Origin of the sequence: Halomonas sp. G15, assembly GCF_021282295.1 — a bacterium.
GTDB classification, from domain to species: domain Bacteria; phylum Pseudomonadota; class Gammaproteobacteria; order Pseudomonadales; family Halomonadaceae; genus Halomonas; species Halomonas alimentaria.
Window position 1 is genome coordinate 67,926 of the sequence record NZ_JAJSPA010000012.1, and the last position, 18,825, is coordinate 86,750.

Sequence of the window (18,825 nt, forward strand, 5' to 3'; positions counted from 1 at the left end):
GGGAGCCCGTGATGCCCGAGATCTACAAGTTCGGCGGCGCCTCGATAAAGGACGCCGCGGCCATCCGCCGCCTCGGCGAGCTGCTGTCCCGCCACGACCTGCACCCTCGCGCCCTGGTCGTCTCGGCGATGGGCAAGACCACCAACGCCCTGGAGGTGCTGCTCGATGCCGCCCGCGGCGACCAGCAGAGCGTCTACCAGGAGCGGCTGACGGCAATCCGCGACGATCACCTCGGCGTGGCCCAGGCGCTGTTCGGTGCCGACTCCACCACCGCGGCGAACCTGGAGCGGCTGCTCGAGGCCCTCGACATCGCCCACCGCACCCACCGGGAGGCGCCCTTCGCCTTTCACTACGACCAGACCGTGGGCTTCGGCGAACTGCTCTCCACCACCCTGGTGGCTGCCTGGCTCAACGAGATCGGCCTTCCCACCCGCTGGTGTGACGCCCGGGAGCTGATCATCACCGACGACCGCCACCAGGCCGCCGGAATCGACTGGGGCAAGACCTGCTACCGCCTGCGCTCACTGGCCGCCCGGGAGAACCGCATCCTGCTGGTCCAGGGCTTTATCGGCGCCACCGCGGACGGCGCCATGACCACCCTGGGGCGCGAGGGCTCCGACTTCAGCGCCGCCATCCTGGCCCACTGCCTGGATGCCGCTGGGCTGACCATCTGGAAGGACGTCCCCGGGGTCTTCAACGCCGACCCCAGGCGCTTCGACAACGCCCGCCAGCTCGAGCGCCTGAGCTACGCCGAGGCCGTGGAGCAGACCTGGCACGGCGCCAAGGTGATCCACCCCCGCACCCTGGCCCCGCTGCAGCGCAAGGCGATCCCCCTCACCGTGCGCTCCTTCCTCGAGCCCGGGGCCACCCCCAGCCGCATCGGCCCCGAGCCCGGCGACGGCGACTGCCGACCCGCCTGCATGCTGCGTGACGATCAGCGACTGCTCGACATCAGCCCCGAAGACTTCCGCTTCATGGACGAGGCCTGCCTGGGCGATGTGCTCGCCCGCCTGGCTCGCCACGGGCTGCATGCCCACTTCCTGGCGTGCGAGGCGATGCGCCTGCGCCTGGCCATCTATGACGACCCCGAAAGGCGCGCCGCGCTGCTGACCGACCTGCGAGGGGACTACCATGTCGAGTGCCAGAAAGGCCTGACCCTGCTGACCGTCCGCCACCCCGACGACGGCCTGCTGCAGGCGCTGAGCGGCGACATGCCGGTGGTCGCCGAACAGTGCAGCGCCACCACCGCCCAGCGGCTCTTCCCCGGCGACGCCTGCCCGGTGACCTGGCGCCTCCCGGACTAGGCGCGCCGCGCGGCCAGTCGCCGCCCGGCAAGATGACCCGCCCAGGCGGCACCGAGCCAGGCCGCCAGGCTCAGTGCCACATAGCCCAGGGCCGTCACGAAGCGCCCCTGGCTGAGCATCGCCAGGGTCTCGAGGCCGAACAGTGAGAAGGTGGTGAAGCCGCCACAGAAGCCGGCGACCAGGAAGGGCTGCCAGCGTGCCACCCGGCCATGGGCACGGCCCGCGGCGTAGGCGGCGAACAGCGCAATCAGCCCGGAGCCTGCCAGGTTCACCACCAGGGTCGCCCAGGGAAAGTCGGGGGGCGAAAGCCACAGGCCGAGCTGATAGCGCAGCACGCTGCCCAGCCCACTGCCCAGGCCGACTGCGGCGTAGGCCCGCCAGGCACTCATGCCAGGCCTCCCGTCAGCCAGGCACCCAGAGCCAGGGCGGCGAGCCCGGCGACCAGGGTCATCGCCATGTAGCTAATCGCCGCCGTCTCGCGGCCCTGCTGCCACAGCGCCAACGTCTGCAGGCTGAGCGACGACACCGTGGTGTAGCCACCCAGCAGGCCGATGGCGAGCAGGGACCAGGCGGTATTCGACACGCCCGGGGCGGGGAGGCCGAGCACACCGGCCAGCATCCCCATGGCCAGGGCGCCACTCAGGTTGACCGCCAGGGTACCCCAGGGCAGGTGGGCTCCCAGTCGCCGGCCCACGGCGTTGCCGAGAGCCAGACGCGCCATGCCTCCCAGCGCTCCGCCGAGCAGTACCGACAGCAGTTCCAGCATGCCTGACCGTCTCCCTGAAACGAAAAACGCCACCCGAGGGTGGCGAAAGAGTATCGCATGCTTGCCGCGCCGACGGCAGGAGGCGCCGCCGACAGGACAAAGATGGCACAAAAATCTTACAATGTACAATTCATGTACATGCATGTGCCGTGACAGGCCCCGGGGTCGTGGCCTCACGACAAAGCCCGTATCATGACGGGTCTCAAGATCCATCGCCCCACACGCCAAGAGACGGAGGTCACCGCGTGAACCCGAAGCGAGCCCTACCCCTGATGCTCGGCTGGCTGCTGCTTGCCCTGCTGGCGCTGGCGGGTCCTGCCCAGGCGCAGCAAGAGAGCAGCGGCGGAGAACCGCCAGCCTACTCCACCCTGGCCGACCTGCTGGAGAACGAACAGACCCGCCAGGAGCTGATCGACCAGCTGCGCGGCATGGCCGGCGACGTGGCCGAATCGGCCCCCGCCGAGGAAGCCGCCGCCGAGCCCTCGCTACCGCGACAGCTGGCCCAGGTGACCAGCCGCGTCGCCGGCGACGTCGGCGCCCAGTTCGACGCCATCGCCTCCGCCATCGGCGGCATGTTCGCCAGTGACCTGGAGAGCACCTTCGATACCGCGGCCTTCATGACGGCGGCGATCAACCTGGGCCTGGTGATCCTCGCCACCCTGGCCCTGTTCGTGCTCTTCCGCCGCCTGGCGCGGCCACTGTTCACCGGCATCAGCCAGTGGTCCCTCAACGGCAGCGGGCTGACCCCCATCCTGCGCCTGGTGATCTGCGTGGCCCTGGCCGCGGCGGTGGACGTGCTGGTGGTGGCCTTCGCCTATCTGGGTGGCAACCTGATCGCCACCTTCGCCATCGGCGAGACCGGTGAGCTCTCCACTCGCGCCTCGCTGTTCCTCAACGCCTTCCTGGTGATCGAGCTGCTCAAGGCCGGGGTGCGCATGCTGTTTGCCTCCCGCTACGAGGGGCTGCGCCTGCTGCCCATCGGCTCCGACGAGGCCTCCTACTGGAACCGTTGGATCGCCCGGCTGATCGGCCTGGTGGGCTACGGTCTGATGGTGGTGGTGCCTCTGGTCAACGCCTACGTGTCACCGGCAGTGGGTCAGGGCCTGGGCACCCTGATCATGATCGGCGCCTTCCTCTATGCCGTGGTGGTGGTGCTCAGGAACCGCAAGCGCCTGCGCGACGCCATCAACGCCAAGGCCAGCCAGGCCACCATGGCGGCCAGCCGGGTCTCGCTGCAGCTGTTCGCGCGCACTTGGCACCTGTTCGCCCTGGCCTACTTCGTCATGGTCCTGGTCTTGACCCTGACGCGCCCCGCCGACGCCCTGCCCTACGTGCTCTTCGCCACCCTCAAGACCATTGCCGCAGTGGTGGTGGGCCTGCTGGCCTCCAGCTTCCTGACCCAGACCATCGGCCGGCGCATCCGCCTGTCCGACGACCTGCGCCGCAAGCTGCCGCTGCTCGAGCCACGCCTCAACAGCTACGTGCCCAACGCCCTGCGGGTCATCCGCACGGTGATCGTGGTGCTGGTGGTGATGGTGGTGCTCAACGCCTGGGGCGCCTTCGACCTCGCCGCCTGGTACGCCTCCGAGGCGGGCCGGGGCCTGGTCGGCAAGCTGGTCAGCGTGGCGATGATCCTGGCCATCGCGGTCATGGTATGGCTGGCGCTGGCCAGCCTGATCGAGCACAAGCTCAACCCCGAGACCGGCGGCGGCGTGCCCTCGGCGCGTGCCCAGACCCTGCTCTCGCTGTTCCGCAACGCCCTGGCCATCGCCCTGATCACCATGACGGCGATGATCGTGCTGGCCGAGATCGGCATCAATATCGGGCCGCTGATCGCCGGTGCCGGTGTGCTGGGCCTGGCCATCGGTTTCGGCGCCCAGAAGCTGGTGCAGGACATCATCACCGGCATCTTCATCCAGGTGGAGAACGCCATGAACACCGGCGACGTGGTCACCGTGGGCGGCGTCACCGGTACCGCCGAGAAGCTCAGCATCCGCTCGGTAGGCATCCGCGACCTCTCCGGCACCTACCACGTGGTGCCCTTCTCCAGCGTGGACACCGTCTCCAACTACATGCGCGAGTTCGGCAACCACGTGGGCGAGTACGGCATCGCCTACCGCGAGAATATCGACGAGGCGATCGAGCAGCTCAAGGTGGCCTTCGAGGACCTCAAGGCCAGCGACGAGCATGGCCACAAGCTGCTGGCGCCGCTCGATGTGGCCGGCGTCATCGCCCTGGCCGACAGCTCGGTGAATATTCGGGTGATCATCAAGACCACCCCCGGCGACCAGTGGGCGGTGGGGCGTGCCTACAACCGCCTGGTCAAGCTGCGCTTCGACGAGGCCGGCATCGAGATCCCCTTCCCGCACACCACCCTCTACTTCGGCGAGGACAAGCAGGGGGACTCCCCGGCCGCCAATGTGCGGGTGCTGGAATCTCGCAGCAGGGCCCGGCAGGCCGAACCTGCCTCCGCTGCCGCACACCGCGACGCTCAGGAGATCAGCAACCCGGAGCACGAGAAGCCCAGCGGTGACGACGTGGACGAGCCCGACGAGCCCTGAGCCCGACGACTCAGCCGCACCAAACAGCGAGGCCGCCTTCGGGCGGCCTCGCTGTTATTGTTTCTGCCCCGGATACACGAAGGGGGCGCCGAAGCGCCCCCTAGTGTGGTGAGGTCGAGTGTTGGAGAGGATCAGGCTGCCTTCAGGAAGCCTTCTTCGCCTCCTTGCCCTCTCCAAGCACGTCCTTGTCCTCTCCAAGCACGTCCTTGTCCTCGCTGGGCTGCGGCAGAGAGGGCAACGACTTGTCGAGCAGCTCCACGCTCTGGCGGTAGTAGAGCTGGCTCTTCTGGTGCTCGCCCAGGTTGGCAAAGAGTCGTGCCAGCTCGGCACATGCCACACCGCTCGGGCGCTGGCGCTGGCTCGCCTCGAAGTACTCCTGGGCCTTGCCCCAGTAGGCGTTGCGCAGCGCCAGGCGACCCAGGGTGAGCAGCAGGTCGGGATCGTTGGGGCGCTCCTGCAGCCACTTCTCGGCGGTGACCAGCTGACGCGAGGCATCCACGTCGAGCAGGCCGTAGCGCAGCACCAGGCGGCTGTCCCAGTTCTCCTTGAGGGAGTGGCGCAGCAGTCGCTCGGCGATGGGCTCCTGGCCGCCGCGCACCAGCGCCTCGGCATAGAGCACGATCAGTTCGACATCGCCACGCAGGTGGTCGGGCATGTCCGCCCACAGGCTGCGCACCGTCTCGATGTCGCTGCCCTCGCGGGCCTCGCGCACGATCAGCTCGCGGTAGGCGCGCCGCTCGAGCTGGTCGCGCTCCTCTCGGGAGATCAGCTGCTGGGCGCCCAGGCGCGGCATCAGGCGGCGCAGGCCATCCCAGTCGCTGACGCTGAGGTAAGCCTGCTTGAGCTGCTTGAGCACCTGGGGGTGGTTGGGCAGCTGGCGGTCGAGGCGGGTCAGGATGGCCAGCGCCTCCTCGTACTGCTGACGGTCGAGCATCAGCTGGGCCTGCATCATGCCCACCGCGGTATCGGCGCCCTCGGTGCTGAGGTGGGCCCGCTTGAGCAGGGTATCGGCCTGGTCGAAGCGACCCTGGTAGTGGGCCGCCAGCGCCGCGGAGAGGTAGTTGACCAGCGGGGTGCTGGAGTCATCCGCCGCCTTGACCAGCGACTTCTCGGCCTTCTTCCAGCGCCCCTCGGCCAGCGCCACCAGGCCGCGCACGGTGCGCTTCATGGCAGTGCGGTTGCGTGAGCGGCTGTTCCACACCTTGAAGCGCGACACCGGGCGCGACAGGCGCATCAGCAGGCGCAGCGCGAAGTGCAGCACCAGGAAGGCCGCCAGCAGCAGCACCAGGCCGAACCAGAAGGAGGTCTGGAAGGAGGTGTCACCCACCCGCACCAGCCAGTAGCCGGGCACCGACATCATCAGCTGCCCGAACAGCGCACCGATGGCCAGGCCCAGGACGATGATCAGTATCAGCTTTCTCATGCCTCATCTCCCTGGCGCGACTCGAAGCGCCGCTCGATGAAGGTGGCCAGGGCCTGCTGGGAGCCGCTGATGTCGGGCAGCTCAGGACGCACCGCCTCACCCTTCAGCTCACCCAGCCGCGCGAGGACCGACTGCACGCCGCTGTCATCGGTGTCGTAGTAGCCTTCGATCAGGGTGATCGCCTTGTCGAGGCTGGCCTCGAAGAGCTCCTCCTCTTCCTTGAGCAGGGCCAGCTGGGCCTGCTCGATCACCAGGCGCACGCTCTGGCGCAGGTAGGACTCCTGCTCCGGCGAGATCAGCGCCTCCAGTGCCTCGTCATGCTTGCGCACGGTGACCAGGTCCTTGAGCTCCTGGCCGAAGCTCGACAGCTGCTGCTGCCAGGAGCCGCTGGGCGCCTCCTGCATGCCGGAGCTGGCGGTGATCTCGTCGATATCCTGGGAGAGCGGACGCCCGGCGATCTGCTCCTGCTGGGCGTTGAGCGCCAGCCACAGGCCGGTGCGGTCGACCTCGGGCACCGACTCCAGAGCGCCCAGCTCGCTGGCGATCTCGCGACGCACCGGCACCAGCGCCGGGTTGTCGGCCTCCTTCAGGCGCGCATCGGCGGTGCGCAGCAGCGCCGCGGCTCCCTGAACATCACGCTCCAGCTGCAGGCGCTGGTTGGCCAGGCGCAGCAGGTAGGCGGCCTCGGCGTGCAGCCAGTCGCGCTCGTCGGTCTCCTGCTCACTGGAGAGCTCTGCCAGCACCCGGTCGAGGGTCTCGTCGACCTCGCCACGGTAGTCGCTGAAGTCGCTCTCCAGCGAGGCGATGGCCTCCTCCAGGGCGGCCTGGCGCTCGCCCTCGGCCTCCTCGAAGCGTGACTGCAGCTGGTTCAGATCGCTGGCGGTGGCGGACTGGCTGGTCTGGGACTCCAGTTCGGCGATGCGCGCCTGCTGGGCATCCAGCTTCTGCCATGCCTGCCAGCCGAACAAGCCGGCGGCGATGGCCAGCAGGATGACCAGCACGATCGCCACCATGCCGGCCTTGCCTCCCTTGCCATCGCCGCCACCCGCGGCGGGCGTGCCGGACTTGCCACCACTCCCGCCCGGCTGTGACTTGCCGGCCTGGGACGGGGCCGCTTCGGCCTTGTCGGCGGCGGGTTTCGATGACGACGCCCGTGTGTCAGTGGCCTTCTGGTCGGCTTCCTGCTTGCCGCCCGAGGACTGGCCGGCCGTCGACGACTCGGCGGATGTCTGGCTCTGAGCGGGCTTTGCGGCCTCGCTCCTGCCGGTACCGCCGCCCAGGTTGGGCTTGTCATGCCGACGCGAGCGACGTCTGCCGGAGGCGTTGCCTCTGCTTGCCTCGTCTCCCGAGGTCGCCGACTGTGCGCCGTCAGACGCCTTCTGTTCTTCCTGCTCGTGTGGTTGCTTGCTCATCTTGTCGCTAGCCCTTTTCGAGATCGTCTTGATCGACATCGGCTTCCTGCGGGTCACAGGCATCGGCCACGGCCGCCGCCAGCGCCGTCGGGGTGGCGCCACGCGCCACCACGGAGTCGCGAAACCCCAGCTTGCCGGCCAGTGTAGCCAACCGGGCGCTGGAAACGATTAGCGGTTGGTTCAAGGCGGCGCCTGAACACCATCTTGCCAGATATTCGAGGATTTCTCCGCTACTCACCACCAGCGCACGGAAGTCGCCCGCCGCGAGGCAGTCGGCCATGGCCGGCTCGGGGGGCTGGAGGGTACGCCGATAGACGGCCAGACGGGTCACCCGGGCACCGCGCTCGGTGAGCGTCTCGGCCAGCAGGGTGCGCCCGCCTTCGCCGGCCACCAGCAGGATCTTCTCGTCGTGAAGTGTGCGCAGGGAGCCCAGGGTCAGCAGGGCCTCGCTGGTATCCTCGCCGGCGACCGTCGGCGGCACATGGACGCGCACCCCGAGCCGCTCATGCAGGACGGCGGCGGTGGCCGCCCCCACGGCGTAGTAGTCGATGCCCAGTGGCAGCTGGGGCCAGTAGCGGTCCAGCGCCTCGGCGAGGCACACCGCGGCGAAGGGGCTCACCACCACCACGCGCCGGAAGTGGTCGAAGTCGAGCCAGGCGGCGCGCTGCTCGGGAGTCTCGGGCAATGCCTCGACGCGCATCGCCTCGAGGCGCGCCACCGGTAGCCCGCGCGCCTCGATGGCCGCGGCGAGCACGGCACCGCGCTCACCGGGACGCGTGATCACCACCGGCGGCTGAATATCCATCAGCCGGCGCCGTAGACCTCGGCGAGAATCTCCCCGGCGCCCATCTCCAGCAGCTCCTCGGCGACGCGAATACCCAGCGCCTCGGGCTCATGGATCGAGCCGCGCCCCTCGGCGCGCAGCACCCTGGCACCATCAGGGGTGCCCACCAGGGCGCGCAGCCACAGGGTCTGGCCATCGTTCTCGAATACCGCATGGCCACCGATGGGCACCTGGCAGCCCCCCTCGAGGCGGGTGTTCATGGCGCGCTCGGCGCGCACCCGGGTGGCGGTATCGGGATCATCCAGCGGCGCCAGCAGGTTGATCAGCTCGGGGTCGTGGAGGCGACACTCGATGCCCAAGGCGCCCTGGCCACAGGCCGGCAGGCACACCTCGGGCGGCAGCTCCTGGGCGATGCGCGCATCCAGCTCCAGGCGACGCAGGCCGGAGGTGGCCAGGATGATGGCATCGAACTCGCCGTCATCGAGCTTGCCCAGCCGGGTCTGGACGTTGCCGCGCAGGCTGAGGATCTCCAGGTCGGGGCGCGCCTCCTTGACCTGCAGGCCGCGGCGCAGGCTGGAGGTGCCCACCCGGGCCCCCTCGGGCAGCTCATCGAAGCTGGCGTAGTGGTTGGAGACGAAGGCATCGGTGGCCTCGGCGCCGGCCAGGATCACCGAGAGGCCAAGCCCCTCGGGGAAGTGCATGGGCACATCCTTCATGGAGTGCACGGCGATATCGGCGCGGCCGTCGAGCATCGACTCCTCGAGCTCCTTCACGAAGAGCCCCTTGCCGCCCACCTTGGCCAGCGGGGTATCGAGGATCTTGTCACCGCGGGTGGACATGGCCACCAGCTCCACCTCGAGGCCGGGATGGAGGGCCAGCAGGCGATCGCGGACATGTTCGGCCTGCCACATGGCCAGTTGACTCTTGCGCGTGGCGATACGCAGCTTGGTGATGGCTTGCACGAAGTTCTCCCTGTACCGGTTTCCTCGCTGGCGGCGAGCCAGCGCCGACACCCGGTGAAGTTGGCATGCGTGACGCACGGTTACCCTCATCATAAAGCACGCGGCCAAGGAGGAAAAATCCACGCCCCGGGCGGCCAGGCGCCCCTCGCCTGCCTCGGCGACTCTGGTACACTCCTGCCATGTCGCGCCTGCCGCCGCGAGACCGGCGGCCGCGGGGGGCCCTCGCCCCCAGCCAACCGCAACCCGTCATGCAGGATCCCAAGCCGATGACCTCGAACTCTTCCAGCCCCGGCACCAACCAGTCCTGGGGGGGCCGCTTCAGCGAGCCCACCGACGCCTTCGTCGCCCGCTTCACCGCTTCGGAGGCCTTCGACCGCCGCCTGGCCTTCCACGACATCCAGGGCTCCATCGCCCACGCCACCATGCTGGCCCGGGTCGGCGTGCTCGAGGAGGCCGAGCGCGACGCCATCATCGCGGGGCTCGACGAGGTGCGCGGCGAGATCGAGCGCGGCGAGTTCCCGTGGTCCGTGGAGCTCGAGGACGTGCACATGAACATCGAGGCACGGCTGACCGCGAAGATCGGCATCACCGGCAAGAAGCTGCATACCGGTCGCTCGCGCAACGACCAGGTGGCCACCGATATCCGCCTCTTCCTGCGTGACGAGATCGACCAGGTGGCCATGGAGCTGGCCCGCCTGCGCGAAGGGCTGATCGAGCTCGCCGACCGCGAGGCCGACACCATCATGCCCGGGTTCACCCACCTGCAGACCGCCCAGCCGGTGACCTTCGGCCACCACCTGCTGGCCTGGCAGGAGATGCTGGCCCGGGATCACGAGCGGCTTCTCGACTGCCGCAAGCGGGTCAACGTGATGCCGCTGGGCGCCGCCGCGCTGGCCGGCACCACCTACCCCATCGACCGGCATGTCACCGCCGAGCTGCTGGGCTTCGAGCGCCCCGCCGAGAACAGCCTCGACGCGGTCAGCGATCGCGACTTCGCCATCGAGTTCACCGCCTTCGCCAGCCTGCTGCTGATGCACATGTCGCGCATGAGCGAGGAGCTGGTGCTGTGGACCAGCGCCCAGTTCGACTTCATCGACCTGCCCGACCGCTTCTGCACCGGCTCATCCATCATGCCGCAGAAGAAGAACCCCGACGTGCCGGAGCTGGTGCGCGGCAAGTCCGGCCGCGTCTACGGCCACCTGATGGGCCTGCTGACCCTGATGAAGTCCCAGCCGCTGGCCTACAACAAGGACAACCAGGAGGACAAGGAGCCGCTGTTCGACGCCGTGGACACGGTCAAGGACTGCCTCAAGGCCTTCGCCGACATGATCCCCGCCATCGAGCCGAAGAAGGCCAGCATGGCCGAGGCGGCCCGCCGCGGCTTCTCCACCGCTACCGACCTGGCCGACTACCTGGTGCGCAAGGGGGTGGCCTTCCGCGACGCCCACGAGATCGTCGGCGAGTCGGTGGCCTTCGGCATCCGCGAAGGCAAGGACCTCTCCGAGATGACCCTCGACGAGCTCCGGCAGTTCTCCGACACCATAGAGCAGGACGTCTTCGAAGTGCTGACCCTGGAGGGCTCGGTAGCCGCCCGCAACCATATCGGCGGCACCGCCCCCGACCAGGTACGCGCCGCCGCCCAGCGGGCCCGCGAGGCCCTCGCTGCCCTGACAGGAGGTGCCTGATGGCCCGACTTGCCGTCCCGGCGCTCGGCCTGGCACTGATCCTGGGGCTCGCCGGCTGTGGCCAGAAGGGGCCGCTCTACCTGCCCGATGACGAGCAGGCCGCCGAGCAGTACGGCCCCCGCGATGACCAGCAGGGTGAAGAGCAGAGCGAGCAGGACAGCACCGAGCGGGACGATACCGAACCCCGGGGGGACGAGGAGTAGCCATGGACCACTTCAACTACCACGACGGCGTGCTCTACGGCGAGGAGGTCCCGCTGACCCGCATCGCCGAGGAGTTCGGCACGCCCTGCTACGTCTACTCCAAGGCCACCCTGGCGCGCCACTTCCGCGCCTACACCGAGGCGCTGGGCAGCCATCCGCACCTGATCTGCTATGCGGTCAAGGCCAACTCCAATCTGGCGGTGCTGGGGCTGCTGGCCCGCCTGGGCGCCGGCTTCGACATCGTCTCGATGGGCGAACTGGAGCGGGTGCTGGCCGCCGGCGGCGACCCGGCCAAGGTGGTGTTCTCCGGCGTGGCCAAGCAGGAGGCCGAGATGGCCCGGGCGCTGGAAGTGGGCATCAAGTGCTTCAACGTGGAGTCGCGCCCCGAGCTCGAGCGCCTCGACGCCGTGGCCGGCCGGCTCGGCAAGGTCGCCCCGGTGTCGCTGCGGGTCAACCCGGACGTCGACGCCGGCACCCACCCCTATATCTCCACCGGGCTCAAGGACAACAAGTTCGGCATCCCGGTGGACGAGGCGCTGGCGGTCTACGAGCTGGCCGCCGAGCTCCCCAACGTGCGCATCACCGGCCTGGACTGCCATATCGGCTCCCAGCTCACCGAGCTCTCGCCCTTCCTGGACGCCCTGGACCGCCTGCTGGTGCTGCTCGAGACCCTGCGCGAGCGCGGCATCGAGGTGGAGCACCTGGACCTGGGCGGTGGCCTCGGCGTGCCCTACCGTGACGAGCATCCGCCGGCGCCCTTCGACTACGCCACCGCCCTGCTCGAGCGGCTCTCGAGCTGGCCCGGCAGCGAGCGCCTGACCCTGCTCTTCGAGCCGGGCCGCTCCATCGCCGCCAATGCCGGGGTGCTGCTGACCCGGGTGGAGTTCCTCAAGCCCGGCGAGACCAAGAACTTCGCCATCGTCGACGCCGCCATGAACGACCTGATCCGTCCCGCGCTCTACCAGGCCTGGCAGGCGATCCTGCCGGTGGACACGCGCCGTGCGCGGCAGAGCGCCACCTACGACGTGGTGGGCCCGGTCTGCGAGACCGGTGACTTCCTGGGCAAGGAGCGTGAGCTTGCCATCGCCCCCGGCGACCTGCTGGCGGTGCGCTCCGCCGGAGCCTATGGCTTCGTGATGGCCTCCAACTACAACAGCCGCCCGCGCCCCGCCGAGGTGATGGTGGATGGCGACCAGGCCCACCTGGTGCGTCGTCGCGAACGCCTCGAGGAGCTGTGGGCGGGCGAGTCCCTGCTGCCGGAAGAGCCGCTGCCGGAGGGAGCGCGCTGATGCTGCTGCACTTCACCAAGATGCATGGCCTCGGCAACGACTTCATGATGGTCGACCTGGTGACCCAGCGCGCCCACTTCACCGACGCCCAGGTGCGCCGCCTGGCCAACCGTCGCTTCGGTGTCGGCTTCGACCAGCTGCTGGTGGTCGAGCCGCCCCGGGACCCGGACATGGACTTCCGCTATCGCATCTACAACGCCGACGGCAGCGAGGTGGAGAACTGCGGCAACGGCGCGCGCTGCTTCGCCCGCTTCGTGCGCGACCAGCGCCTGACCCACAAGCGCGAGATCCACGTGGAGACCGCCGGCGGCCCCCTGGTGCTGAAGGTGGAGGACGACGGCCGTATCCGGGTCGACATGGGCGAGCCGCGCTTCGCCCCCGAGGCCCTGCCCTTCACCCCCGAGCCCTTCGAGGCGACCGAGGACCGCGTACTGCACGCCCTGGACGTCGACGGCGAGCGCCTCGAGGTGGGTGTGGTCTCCATGGGCAACCCCCATGCGGTGCTGCGGGTCGACGACGTCGACACGGCTCCCGTCGAGCGTCTGGGGCCGGCCATCGAGGCCCACCCGCGCTTCCCGAGACGCGTCAACGCCGGCTTCATGCAGGTCGTGTCGGCGCACGAGGTCCGCCTGCGCGTCTACGAGCGAGGCAGCGGCGAAACCCTGGCCTGCGGCACCGGCGCCTGCGCCGCGGTGGCCAGCGGCATCCGCCAGGGAGTGCTGGAGAGCCCGGTCAACGTGCATCTGCCGGGGGGCGAGCTGACCATCGAGTGGGCCGGCCCTGGCTACCCCCTGTTCATGACCGGCCCCGCCGAGCGCGTCTTCGATGGCCGCCTGGTGCTTTACTGAGAGAGCTAACCCGATTTCGCGACCCCGCGAGGAGATGGCATGTCACGAGCCGCCCCAGAACCGCGCAAGACCCTCGACCCGGACCGGGTCGCCGAATGGCTGGCCACCCATCCCGACTTCTTCGTCGGCCGCGAAGGCCTGCTGCAGCAGCTCAAGGTGCCCCACCCCGAGGCGCGCGGCGCCACCTCGCTGCTCGAGCGCCTGGTCCACGACCTGAGAACCCGCGCCGAGCAGGCCGAGTGGCGCCTGGAGCAGCTGCTGGAGTCGGCGCGTCACAACGAGGCCCAGTACCGGCGCACCCGCGAGCTGGTGCTGGCGCTGGTAGAGGCTCAGGACCGCGACGCCCTGGGGCAGGCGCTGGCCACCCACCTCGCCGAGCACTTCGCCACGCCCGCGGTGGCGTTGTGGTGCCCGGCCAGCCTCTCCGATGCCGAACCGCACCCGCCCCAGGCCCCACGCCAGGTGCTCGACGAGCATGCCGGGTCACGCTTGGCGGCGCTGCTGGACGGCCGCACCAGCCGCTGTACCCGACTGACACCTACCGACTGGAAGCGCCTGCTGCCTCACACCAGCGCACCGCGTCGCTCGGGCTCCTGCGCCATCACCCGGCTGAGCCTGGGCGAGCCGCTGGGGTACCTGGTGCTGGCCAGCCCCGATCCCGATCACTTCCGGGCCAGCATGGACACCCTGTTCACCGAATATGTGGGCGACGTGGTGGCACGGCTGCTGATACGCCTCGGCCCCGAGCATGCCTAGCCCCGGACCGCTCGCCGCCGAGGTGGAGGCCTTCCTGGCCAGGCTCGCGCGCACCGCCAGTCTCGCCACCCTGGACGCCTACCGGCGCGACCTGACCCGCCTGCTCGACTTCCTGGAGGAGCAGGAGGTGACGGCATGGCGCCAGTTGGATGCCGGCCTGCTGAGGCGCTTCCTGGGCGGCGAGCGGGCCCGGGGCCTGGCGCCACGCAGCCTGGCCCGGCGCCGCTCGGCCTGCTCGCGCCTGGCCGACCACCTGCTCGCCACGGGCCACCTCGATCACAACCCGGTGGCATTGGTGCGCAGCCCGCGTCAGCCCCGCCACCTGCCACGCCCGGTGGATGTGGATCGCCTGGCGAACTTCCTGGATACGCCCCACGACGGCTCCCCCCTGGCGGTGCGCGACCAGGCGATGCTCGAACTCTTCTACTCCAGCGGCCTGCGCCTGGCGGAGCTGGCGGGGCTCGACCTCGACGACCTGCGCGACGAGCGGGTACGGGTGCTGGGCAAGGGCGGCAAGCCGCGCCAGGTTCCGGTGGGATCGCGTGCCCGCCAGGCGCTGCAGGCCTGGACCGGTGTGCGCGCGGCCATGGCCGCCCCCGGCGAGACCGCCCTTTTCGTGGGTAAGCGCGGTACCCGGCTGGGTCATCGCGCCATCCAGCAGCGCCTGGCGCTGATCGCCAGGCGCCGCGGGCTCGACGAACACCTCCACCCCCACCGCCTGCGCCACTCCTTCGCCAGTCACCTGCTGGAGTCGAGCCAGGACCTGCGCGCCGTCCAGGAGCTGCTGGGCCACGCCAACCTCTCCACCACCCAGGTCTATACCCACCTCGACTGGCAGCACCTGGCGGCCAGCTACGATGCCGCCCACCCCCGGGCGCGGCGTCGACACAACGACGAGACCCCGACATGAGCCTCGAGGCGATCACCTTCGACCTGGACGACACCCTGTGGGACAACGGCGGCGTGATGACGCGCACCGAGCAGGGCCACTACGCCTGGCTCGACGCGGCGCTGGCCGAGCAGGCGGCCGAGGCCTCCAGCGGCCGCTTCGCCGCGCGCTTCCCGCTGGAGGCCTTCGTGGCGCGCCGCCAGGCCCTGGCCACCGCCCATCCGCCACGGCGCGGCGACTTCACCTGGCTGCGCCGACGGGCGCTGGCCGAGCTGCTGGGGGAGTACGGGCTGACGAATGAACACGCCGAACACTGGGCGGACCGGGCCATGGAGCGCTTCATGGCGCTCAGGCACGAGGTGGAACCGCACCCTGAGGTGGAGACGCTGCTCGAGGCGCTGGGACGACGTTACCGGCTGGCCAGCATCACCAACGGCAACGTCGAGGTCACGCGCCTGCCGCTGGGCCGCCACTTCCCGGTGGCCGTCGCCGCCGGTGAGCTGCTCGCCCCCAAGCCCGACCCGCGCCCCTTCCTGCTGGCGATGTCACGCCTGGGCGTACACCCCGCGCGAGCACTCCACGTGGGCGACTCCTGGGAGGAGGATGCCCTGCCCGCCCGTCGCCTGGGCATGCGCGCGGCGTGGATCGGCCCCGACGACCGCCCGATGCCCCAGGGCATCCACCGCCTGGCCCATGTGCGCGAGCTGCCGGAGCTGATTCGCTGGCTGGAAGCACGGAGCTGACCCCCGGCAAGGAGCGCCGTGGACCCCGGCAAGGAGCGCCGTGGACAAGCCGAAGAAGGCCGTCCACGGGAAAGCTCCGACCGAAAGTTACGCTTCTGTGGGCCCCAGCAGCCAGGCATCCAGGCGCGCCTCGAGCTCCTCGATACCCTGCCCCTTGAGTGACGAGAAGAGCTGGATACTCACCAGGTCCTCCCACTCGCGCAGCCGCGAACGCACCTGCTGCAGGGCGCTCGCCGCGGGGCCGCGCTTGAGCTTGTCGGCCTTGGTCAACAGGATATGCACCGGCATCTCCTGGGCATCGGCCCAGCCGAGCATGGTCTGGTCGAACTCGGACAGCGGGTGGCGCACATCCATCACCAGCACCAGGCCCTTGAGCGAGGCGCGGCGCTGCAGGTAGTCGGAGAGGTGGCGCTGCCACTCCAGCTTGACCGACTCGGGCACCTTGGCGTATCCATAGCCGGGCAGGTCCACCAGGCGTTGGTCGAGGTTGTCACCCAGCGAGAAGAAGTTGATCAGCTGAGTCCGCCCAGGCGTCTTGGAGATCCTCGCCAGCGCATTCTGCCGGGTCAAGGTATTGATTGCGCTTGATTTTCCCGCATTCGAGCGGCCGGCGAAGGCCACCTCGGCACCGTCGTCCGCCGGGCACTTGGCCAGGGTCGGAGCGCTGATAAGGAAGCGGGCGGTCTGGTAGTTGAGTCGCGCCATGGGCAAGAATTCCTGACATTGATCAAGGGCCTGGCGGCTTGCATTCCCGCCGGCGGGGTGATTCGGTATAATACAGTGTCTTTTGTCTGCGACCCGGGGCACGCTAGTGTACCACCGCGCCCACGACGTCCGCGATTGGCCCGCTCGATAACCCATAGGCTGGCCGGCGTCGCGATCCGGGCGACACCCAGGGTACGTACCGGTCAACAACGTAACGGCATAGTGGATTAGCGATGAGAAAGTTACTGGCAAGCCTGGCAATCACCATGGGCGCCGTCGGCGCCGCCCACGCAGACCTCGAGGCCGATGCCGATGCGGCAGCCGGTCGCGACAAGGCCGCCGCCTGTGCGGCATGTCACGGCCAGGAGGGCATCAGTCCCACCGGCGCCTTCCCCAACCTGGCGGGTCAGCAGGCCTCCTACCTGGCCAAGCAGATCATGGACATCCGCGACGGCAATCGCGTGGTGCCGCAGATGGCCGGCCAGGTCGACAACTTCTCCGACCAGGACGCCTGGGACGTAGCCAAGTTCTATGCCGACAAGGACGCGGCCCTGGGCCAGGCGGATCCCGACGAGCTGCTGGTCGAGCGCGGTCGCGAACTGTATCGCGCCGGCGACATGGCCAAGGGCATCCCGGCCTGCGCCGCCTGCCACACCCCCACCGGCCAGGGCATCGGCACCGCCGTCTACCCGGCGCTCTCCGGCCAGCATCCCGAGTACACCCTGGCCACCCTGCAGGCCTTCGCCTCCGGCGAGCGGGCCAATGATCCGGCCAACATCATGCGCGACATCGCCAGCAAGATGAGCGATGCCGACATGGAGGCCGTGGCCAACTACGTGCTGGGCCTGCACTGAGACCGTCTCGGTCAGCGCATCTGCACACAGTCGGGGCGGCCTTCGGGCCGCCCCTGGCATATTTGCCGTAGCGTGCGTGGGGAACCCGAGCCCGACGACGCGCTCAAAGGCAGCGACACCCGGCCCGCCGGGACGCGATTCATCCCAAGGAGAGAGATGCCCATGTTGAAACCCCTGATGCTCGTGCTCGCCGGCCTCGCCCTGCCGGGCCTGGCCTCGGCCCAGAACCTGGTCGAGGGTGAGCACTACGAGGTGCTGCCCGAGCCGGTGGAGACCCGCGTGGACGAGGGCCAGATCGAGGTCACCGAGGCCTTCTGGTACGGCTGCCCCCACTGCTACAACCTCGAGGAGCCGCTCAACGCCTGGGTCGCCGAGCTTCCCGACGACGTCAGCTTCCAGCGTATGCCGGCCACCATGGGCGGCGACTGGAACCAGCACGCCCTGGCCTTCTACGCCGCCGAGGAGCTGGGCATCCTCGAAGCCATCCATGACGACTTCTTCCACGCCATTCACGAGGAGGGCCGCAGCCTGACCGGGAATGCCGAGATCGCCGAGTTCTTCAGCGACTACGGCGTGAGCGAGGAGGAGGCACAGCAGGCGCTGGGCTCCTTCGCGGTGAAGAGCCAGGTCAACCAGGCCAACTCCCGCATGCGCAAGATGCGCCTGATGGGCGTCCCGGCACTGATCGTCGACGGCCGCTACCTGGTCAGCCCGAGCAGCGCCGGCAGCCTGGCCAACATGCCACAGATCGCCGAGGCCCTGGTCGGGAAGGTCCGCGAGGAGCGTGAAGACTGAGATGTCTCACCTGGCCGAGGCAAGGATGCCGCCCCTTGAGGGCGGCCATCTCAAGCTGCTCACCTTCAACCTGCAGGTGGGCATCCAGACGTCGGCCTACCACCACTACCTGACCCGCAGCTGGCAGCACCTGCTGCCTCATCCCCGGCGACAGCACCGCCTGGACATGGTCAGCGAGGTACTGGGGCGCTTCGACATCGTCGGCCTTCAGGAGGCCGACGGTGGCAGTTTCCGCTCCAGCCACGTCAACCAGGTGGAGTACCTCGCCACCCATGGCGGCTTCCCCCATCACTTCCAGCAGCTCAATCGCAATCTGGGCCGCATCGCCCAGCACAGCAACGGCCTGCTGTCGCGACTCCCTCCCGCCCGCATCGAGGAGCACCAGCTCCCCGGCACGCTACCCGGACGCGGCGCCATCCACGCCCGCTTCGGCGAGGGCCCCGACGCGCTACACCTGTTCGTCGCCCACCTGGCGCTGAGCCACCGAGGCCGGGTACGCCAGCTCGACTACCTCTCCGAGATCATCCAGCCGTTGCGCCATGTGGTGGTGATGGGCGACCTCAACTGTACCCCCGAGCAGCTCCACGGCCACCAGCGCTTCATCGCCGCGCTGCCGCTGCACCCGGTACGGCCGCCACTCAGCTATCCCTCCTGGCAGCCACGCCGTGCCCTGGACCATATCCTTCTCTCCAATTCCCTGGAGGCCGACGAGGTCCGCGTGCTCGACCACCTGTTCTCCGACCACCTGCCGATTGCCGTGGATATTCGCCTGCCGGCGGCTTGCCTGAAGGCCCTCACCCCACGCCTCAAGGACCACCAGGACTGACCGCGTTGGCCGCGGATAGG

Annotated in this window: 18 protein-coding genes and 1 pseudogene; 12 read left to right on the forward strand and 7 right to left on the reverse strand. The window is 69.4% G+C overall.

Features of this window, described 5'->3' with window-relative positions; translation table 11 throughout:
- Positions 1 to 11: 11 nt before the first annotated feature.
- Positions 12 to 1,304 (forward strand): aspartate kinase, encoded by a 1,293-nt coding sequence (locus LWH48_RS07905; protein WP_232912153.1) that lies wholly within the window; start codon positions 12 to 14, stop codon positions 1,302 to 1,304.
- On the opposite strand, the gene LWH48_RS07910 is transcribed toward LWH48_RS07905, so the two are convergent.
- The gene (locus LWH48_RS07910; protein ID WP_232912154.1) at positions 1,301 to 1,693 is read right to left on the reverse strand and encodes a fluoride efflux transporter FluC; all 393 of its coding nucleotides are present in this window, start codon (positions 1,691 to 1,693) and stop codon (positions 1,301 to 1,303) included. The genes LWH48_RS07905 and LWH48_RS07910 overlap by 4 nt on opposite strands.
- Positions 1,690 to 2,070, reverse strand: a complete 381-nt coding sequence (gene crcB, locus LWH48_RS07915) for a fluoride efflux transporter CrcB (RefSeq protein ID WP_232912155.1) — start codon at positions 2,068 to 2,070, stop codon at positions 1,690 to 1,692. Before crcB ends, LWH48_RS07910 begins: the two co-directional genes overlap by 4 nt.
- A gap of 245 nt (positions 2,071 to 2,315) precedes the next feature.
- On the opposite strand from crcB, the gene ybiO reads away from it, so the two are divergent.
- Positions 2,316 to 4,631 (forward strand): mechanosensitive channel protein, encoded by a 2,316-nt coding sequence (gene ybiO, locus LWH48_RS07920; RefSeq protein ID WP_232912156.1) that lies wholly within the window; start codon positions 2,316 to 2,318, stop codon positions 4,629 to 4,631.
- A gap of 142 nt (positions 4,632 to 4,773) precedes the next feature.
- Here ybiO and LWH48_RS07925 read toward each other — a convergent pair whose 3' ends face one another.
- Genes LWH48_RS07925 through hemC form a run of 4 tightly spaced genes read right to left on the reverse strand, consistent with a single transcriptional unit; the run spans position 4,774 to position 9,212 of the window.
- Entirely contained in the window at positions 4,774 to 6,054 is a 1,281-nt protein-coding gene (locus tag LWH48_RS07925) for a heme biosynthesis HemY N-terminal domain-containing protein (RefSeq protein WP_232912157.1), read from the reverse strand.
- Positions 6,051 to 7,466 carry a uroporphyrinogen-III C-methyltransferase gene (locus LWH48_RS07930; RefSeq protein WP_232912158.1) on the reverse strand — a complete coding sequence of 472 codons (1,416 nt, stop codon included), beginning with the start codon at positions 7,464 to 7,466 and terminating at the stop codon, positions 6,051 to 6,053. Before LWH48_RS07930 ends, LWH48_RS07925 begins: the two co-directional genes overlap by 4 nt.
- A 7-nt stretch (positions 7,467 to 7,473) precedes the next feature.
- Positions 7,474 to 8,265: a uroporphyrinogen-III synthase gene (locus tag LWH48_RS07935; protein WP_232912177.1), complete on the reverse strand. Its 792-nt coding sequence runs from the start codon at positions 8,263 to 8,265 to the stop codon at positions 7,474 to 7,476.
- Positions 8,266 to 8,270: 5 nt separating this feature from the next.
- Complete coding sequence (gene hemC, locus LWH48_RS07940) at positions 8,271 to 9,212, reverse strand: hydroxymethylbilane synthase (RefSeq protein ID WP_161431821.1); 942 nt, start codon at positions 9,210 to 9,212, stop codon at positions 8,271 to 8,273.
- Between the two features lie 266 nt (positions 9,213 to 9,478).
- Here hemC and argH point away from each other — a divergent pair, with 266 nt between their 5' ends.
- The 7 genes and pseudogenes from argH to LWH48_RS07975 all read left to right on the forward strand — a co-directional run bounded on the left by argH (position 9,479) and on the right by LWH48_RS07975 (position 15,625).
- Positions 9,479 to 10,897, forward strand: coding sequence for an argininosuccinate lyase (gene argH, locus LWH48_RS07945; protein WP_161431822.1), 1,419 nt, complete (start codon positions 9,479 to 9,481; stop codon positions 10,895 to 10,897).
- Positions 10,897 to 11,013, forward strand: a pseudogene (gene lptM / locus LWH48_RS18445) (LPS translocon maturation chaperone LptM); the annotation flags it as partial. The gene argH and the pseudogene lptM, both read left to right, overlap by 1 nt.
- Positions 11,014 to 11,102: 89 nt before the next feature.
- Complete coding sequence (gene lysA / locus LWH48_RS07955) at positions 11,103 to 12,389, forward strand: diaminopimelate decarboxylase (protein WP_232912160.1); 1,287 nt, start codon at positions 11,103 to 11,105, stop codon at positions 12,387 to 12,389.
- The gene (gene dapF / locus LWH48_RS07960; protein ID WP_232912161.1) at positions 12,389 to 13,237 is read left to right on the forward strand and encodes a diaminopimelate epimerase; all 849 of its coding nucleotides are present in this window, start codon (positions 12,389 to 12,391) and stop codon (positions 13,235 to 13,237) included. Before lysA ends, dapF begins: the two co-directional genes overlap by 1 nt.
- Positions 13,238 to 13,276: 39 nt before the next feature.
- The gene (locus tag LWH48_RS07965) at positions 13,277 to 13,993 is read left to right on the forward strand and encodes a DUF484 family protein (RefSeq protein ID WP_232912162.1); all 717 of its coding nucleotides are present in this window, start codon (positions 13,277 to 13,279) and stop codon (positions 13,991 to 13,993) included.
- On the forward strand, positions 13,986 to 14,903 hold the full coding sequence (locus LWH48_RS07970) for a tyrosine recombinase XerC (RefSeq protein WP_232912163.1): 918 nt from the start codon (positions 13,986 to 13,988) through the stop codon (positions 14,901 to 14,903). Before LWH48_RS07965 ends, LWH48_RS07970 begins: the two co-directional genes overlap by 8 nt.
- Positions 14,900 to 15,625 carry an HAD family hydrolase gene (locus tag LWH48_RS07975; protein WP_161431828.1) on the forward strand — a complete coding sequence of 242 codons (726 nt, stop codon included), beginning with the start codon at positions 14,900 to 14,902 and terminating at the stop codon, positions 15,623 to 15,625. Before LWH48_RS07970 ends, LWH48_RS07975 begins: the two co-directional genes overlap by 4 nt.
- 87 nt (positions 15,626 to 15,712) lie before the next feature.
- Here LWH48_RS07975 and yihA read toward each other — a convergent pair whose 3' ends face one another.
- A complete protein-coding gene (gene yihA, locus LWH48_RS07980; protein WP_232912164.1) occupies positions 15,713 to 16,330 on the reverse strand; it encodes a ribosome biogenesis GTP-binding protein YihA/YsxC in 618 nt (205 codons plus the stop codon).
- A 233-nt stretch (positions 16,331 to 16,563) separates the two neighbouring features.
- Between yihA and LWH48_RS07985 the strand changes: the two genes are divergently transcribed.
- The 3 genes from LWH48_RS07985 to LWH48_RS07995 all read left to right on the forward strand — a co-directional run bounded on the left by LWH48_RS07985 (position 16,564) and on the right by LWH48_RS07995 (position 18,805).
- Positions 16,564 to 17,184 carry a c-type cytochrome gene (locus tag LWH48_RS07985; protein WP_232912165.1) on the forward strand — a complete coding sequence of 207 codons (621 nt, stop codon included), beginning with the start codon at positions 16,564 to 16,566 and terminating at the stop codon, positions 17,182 to 17,184.
- Between the two features lie 162 nt (positions 17,185 to 17,346).
- The gene (locus LWH48_RS07990; protein ID WP_232912166.1) at positions 17,347 to 17,979 is read left to right on the forward strand and encodes a thiol:disulfide interchange protein DsbA/DsbL; all 633 of its coding nucleotides are present in this window, start codon (positions 17,347 to 17,349) and stop codon (positions 17,977 to 17,979) included.
- A gap of 1 nt (position 17,980) precedes the next feature.
- Positions 17,981 to 18,805 (forward strand): endonuclease/exonuclease/phosphatase family protein, encoded by an 825-nt coding sequence (locus LWH48_RS07995; protein ID WP_232912167.1) that lies wholly within the window; start codon positions 17,981 to 17,983, stop codon positions 18,803 to 18,805.
- Positions 18,806 to 18,825 lie beyond the last annotated feature (20 nt).

What these genes read in the sequence shown, in the direction of transcription:
- LWH48_RS07910 (WP_232912154.1), bottom strand. Translation starts at nt 1,693, where the DNA reads ATGAGTGCCTGGCGGGCCTACGCCGCAGTCGGCCTGGGCAGTGGGCTG.
- yihA (WP_232912164.1), bottom strand. Translation starts at nt 16,330, where the DNA reads ATGGCGCGACTCAACTACCAGACCGCCCGCTTCCTTATCAGCGCTCCG.
- crcB (WP_232912155.1), bottom strand. Translation starts at nt 2,070, where the DNA reads ATGCTGGAACTGCTGTCGGTACTGCTCGGCGGAGCGCTGGGAGGCATG.
- LWH48_RS07925 (WP_232912157.1), bottom strand. Translation starts at nt 6,054, where the DNA reads ATGAGAAAGCTGATACTGATCATCGTCCTGGGCCTGGCCATCGGTGCG.
- LWH48_RS07985 (WP_232912165.1), top strand. Translation starts at nt 16,564, where the DNA reads ATGAGAAAGTTACTGGCAAGCCTGGCAATCACCATGGGCGCCGTCGGC.
- LWH48_RS07990 (WP_232912166.1), top strand. Translation starts at nt 17,347, where the DNA reads ATGTTGAAACCCCTGATGCTCGTGCTCGCCGGCCTCGCCCTGCCGGGC.
- dapF (WP_232912161.1), top strand. Translation starts at nt 12,389, where the DNA reads ATGCTGCTGCACTTCACCAAGATGCATGGCCTCGGCAACGACTTCATG.
- LWH48_RS07930 (WP_232912158.1), bottom strand. Translation starts at nt 7,466, where the DNA reads ATGAGCAAGCAACCACACGAGCAGGAAGAACAGAAGGCGTCTGACGGC.
- LWH48_RS07970 (WP_232912163.1), top strand. Translation starts at nt 13,986, where the DNA reads ATGCCTAGCCCCGGACCGCTCGCCGCCGAGGTGGAGGCCTTCCTGGCC.
- LWH48_RS07975 (WP_161431828.1), top strand. Translation starts at nt 14,900, where the DNA reads ATGAGCCTCGAGGCGATCACCTTCGACCTGGACGACACCCTGTGGGAC.
- LWH48_RS07995 (WP_232912167.1), top strand. Translation starts at nt 17,981, where the DNA reads ATGTCTCACCTGGCCGAGGCAAGGATGCCGCCCCTTGAGGGCGGCCAT.
- LWH48_RS07905 (WP_232912153.1), top strand. Translation starts at nt 12, where the DNA reads ATGCCCGAGATCTACAAGTTCGGCGGCGCCTCGATAAAGGACGCCGCG.
- argH (WP_161431822.1), top strand. Translation starts at nt 9,479, where the DNA reads ATGACCTCGAACTCTTCCAGCCCCGGCACCAACCAGTCCTGGGGGGGC.
- LWH48_RS07965 (WP_232912162.1), top strand. Translation starts at nt 13,277, where the DNA reads ATGTCACGAGCCGCCCCAGAACCGCGCAAGACCCTCGACCCGGACCGG.
- lysA (WP_232912160.1), top strand. Translation starts at nt 11,103, where the DNA reads ATGGACCACTTCAACTACCACGACGGCGTGCTCTACGGCGAGGAGGTC.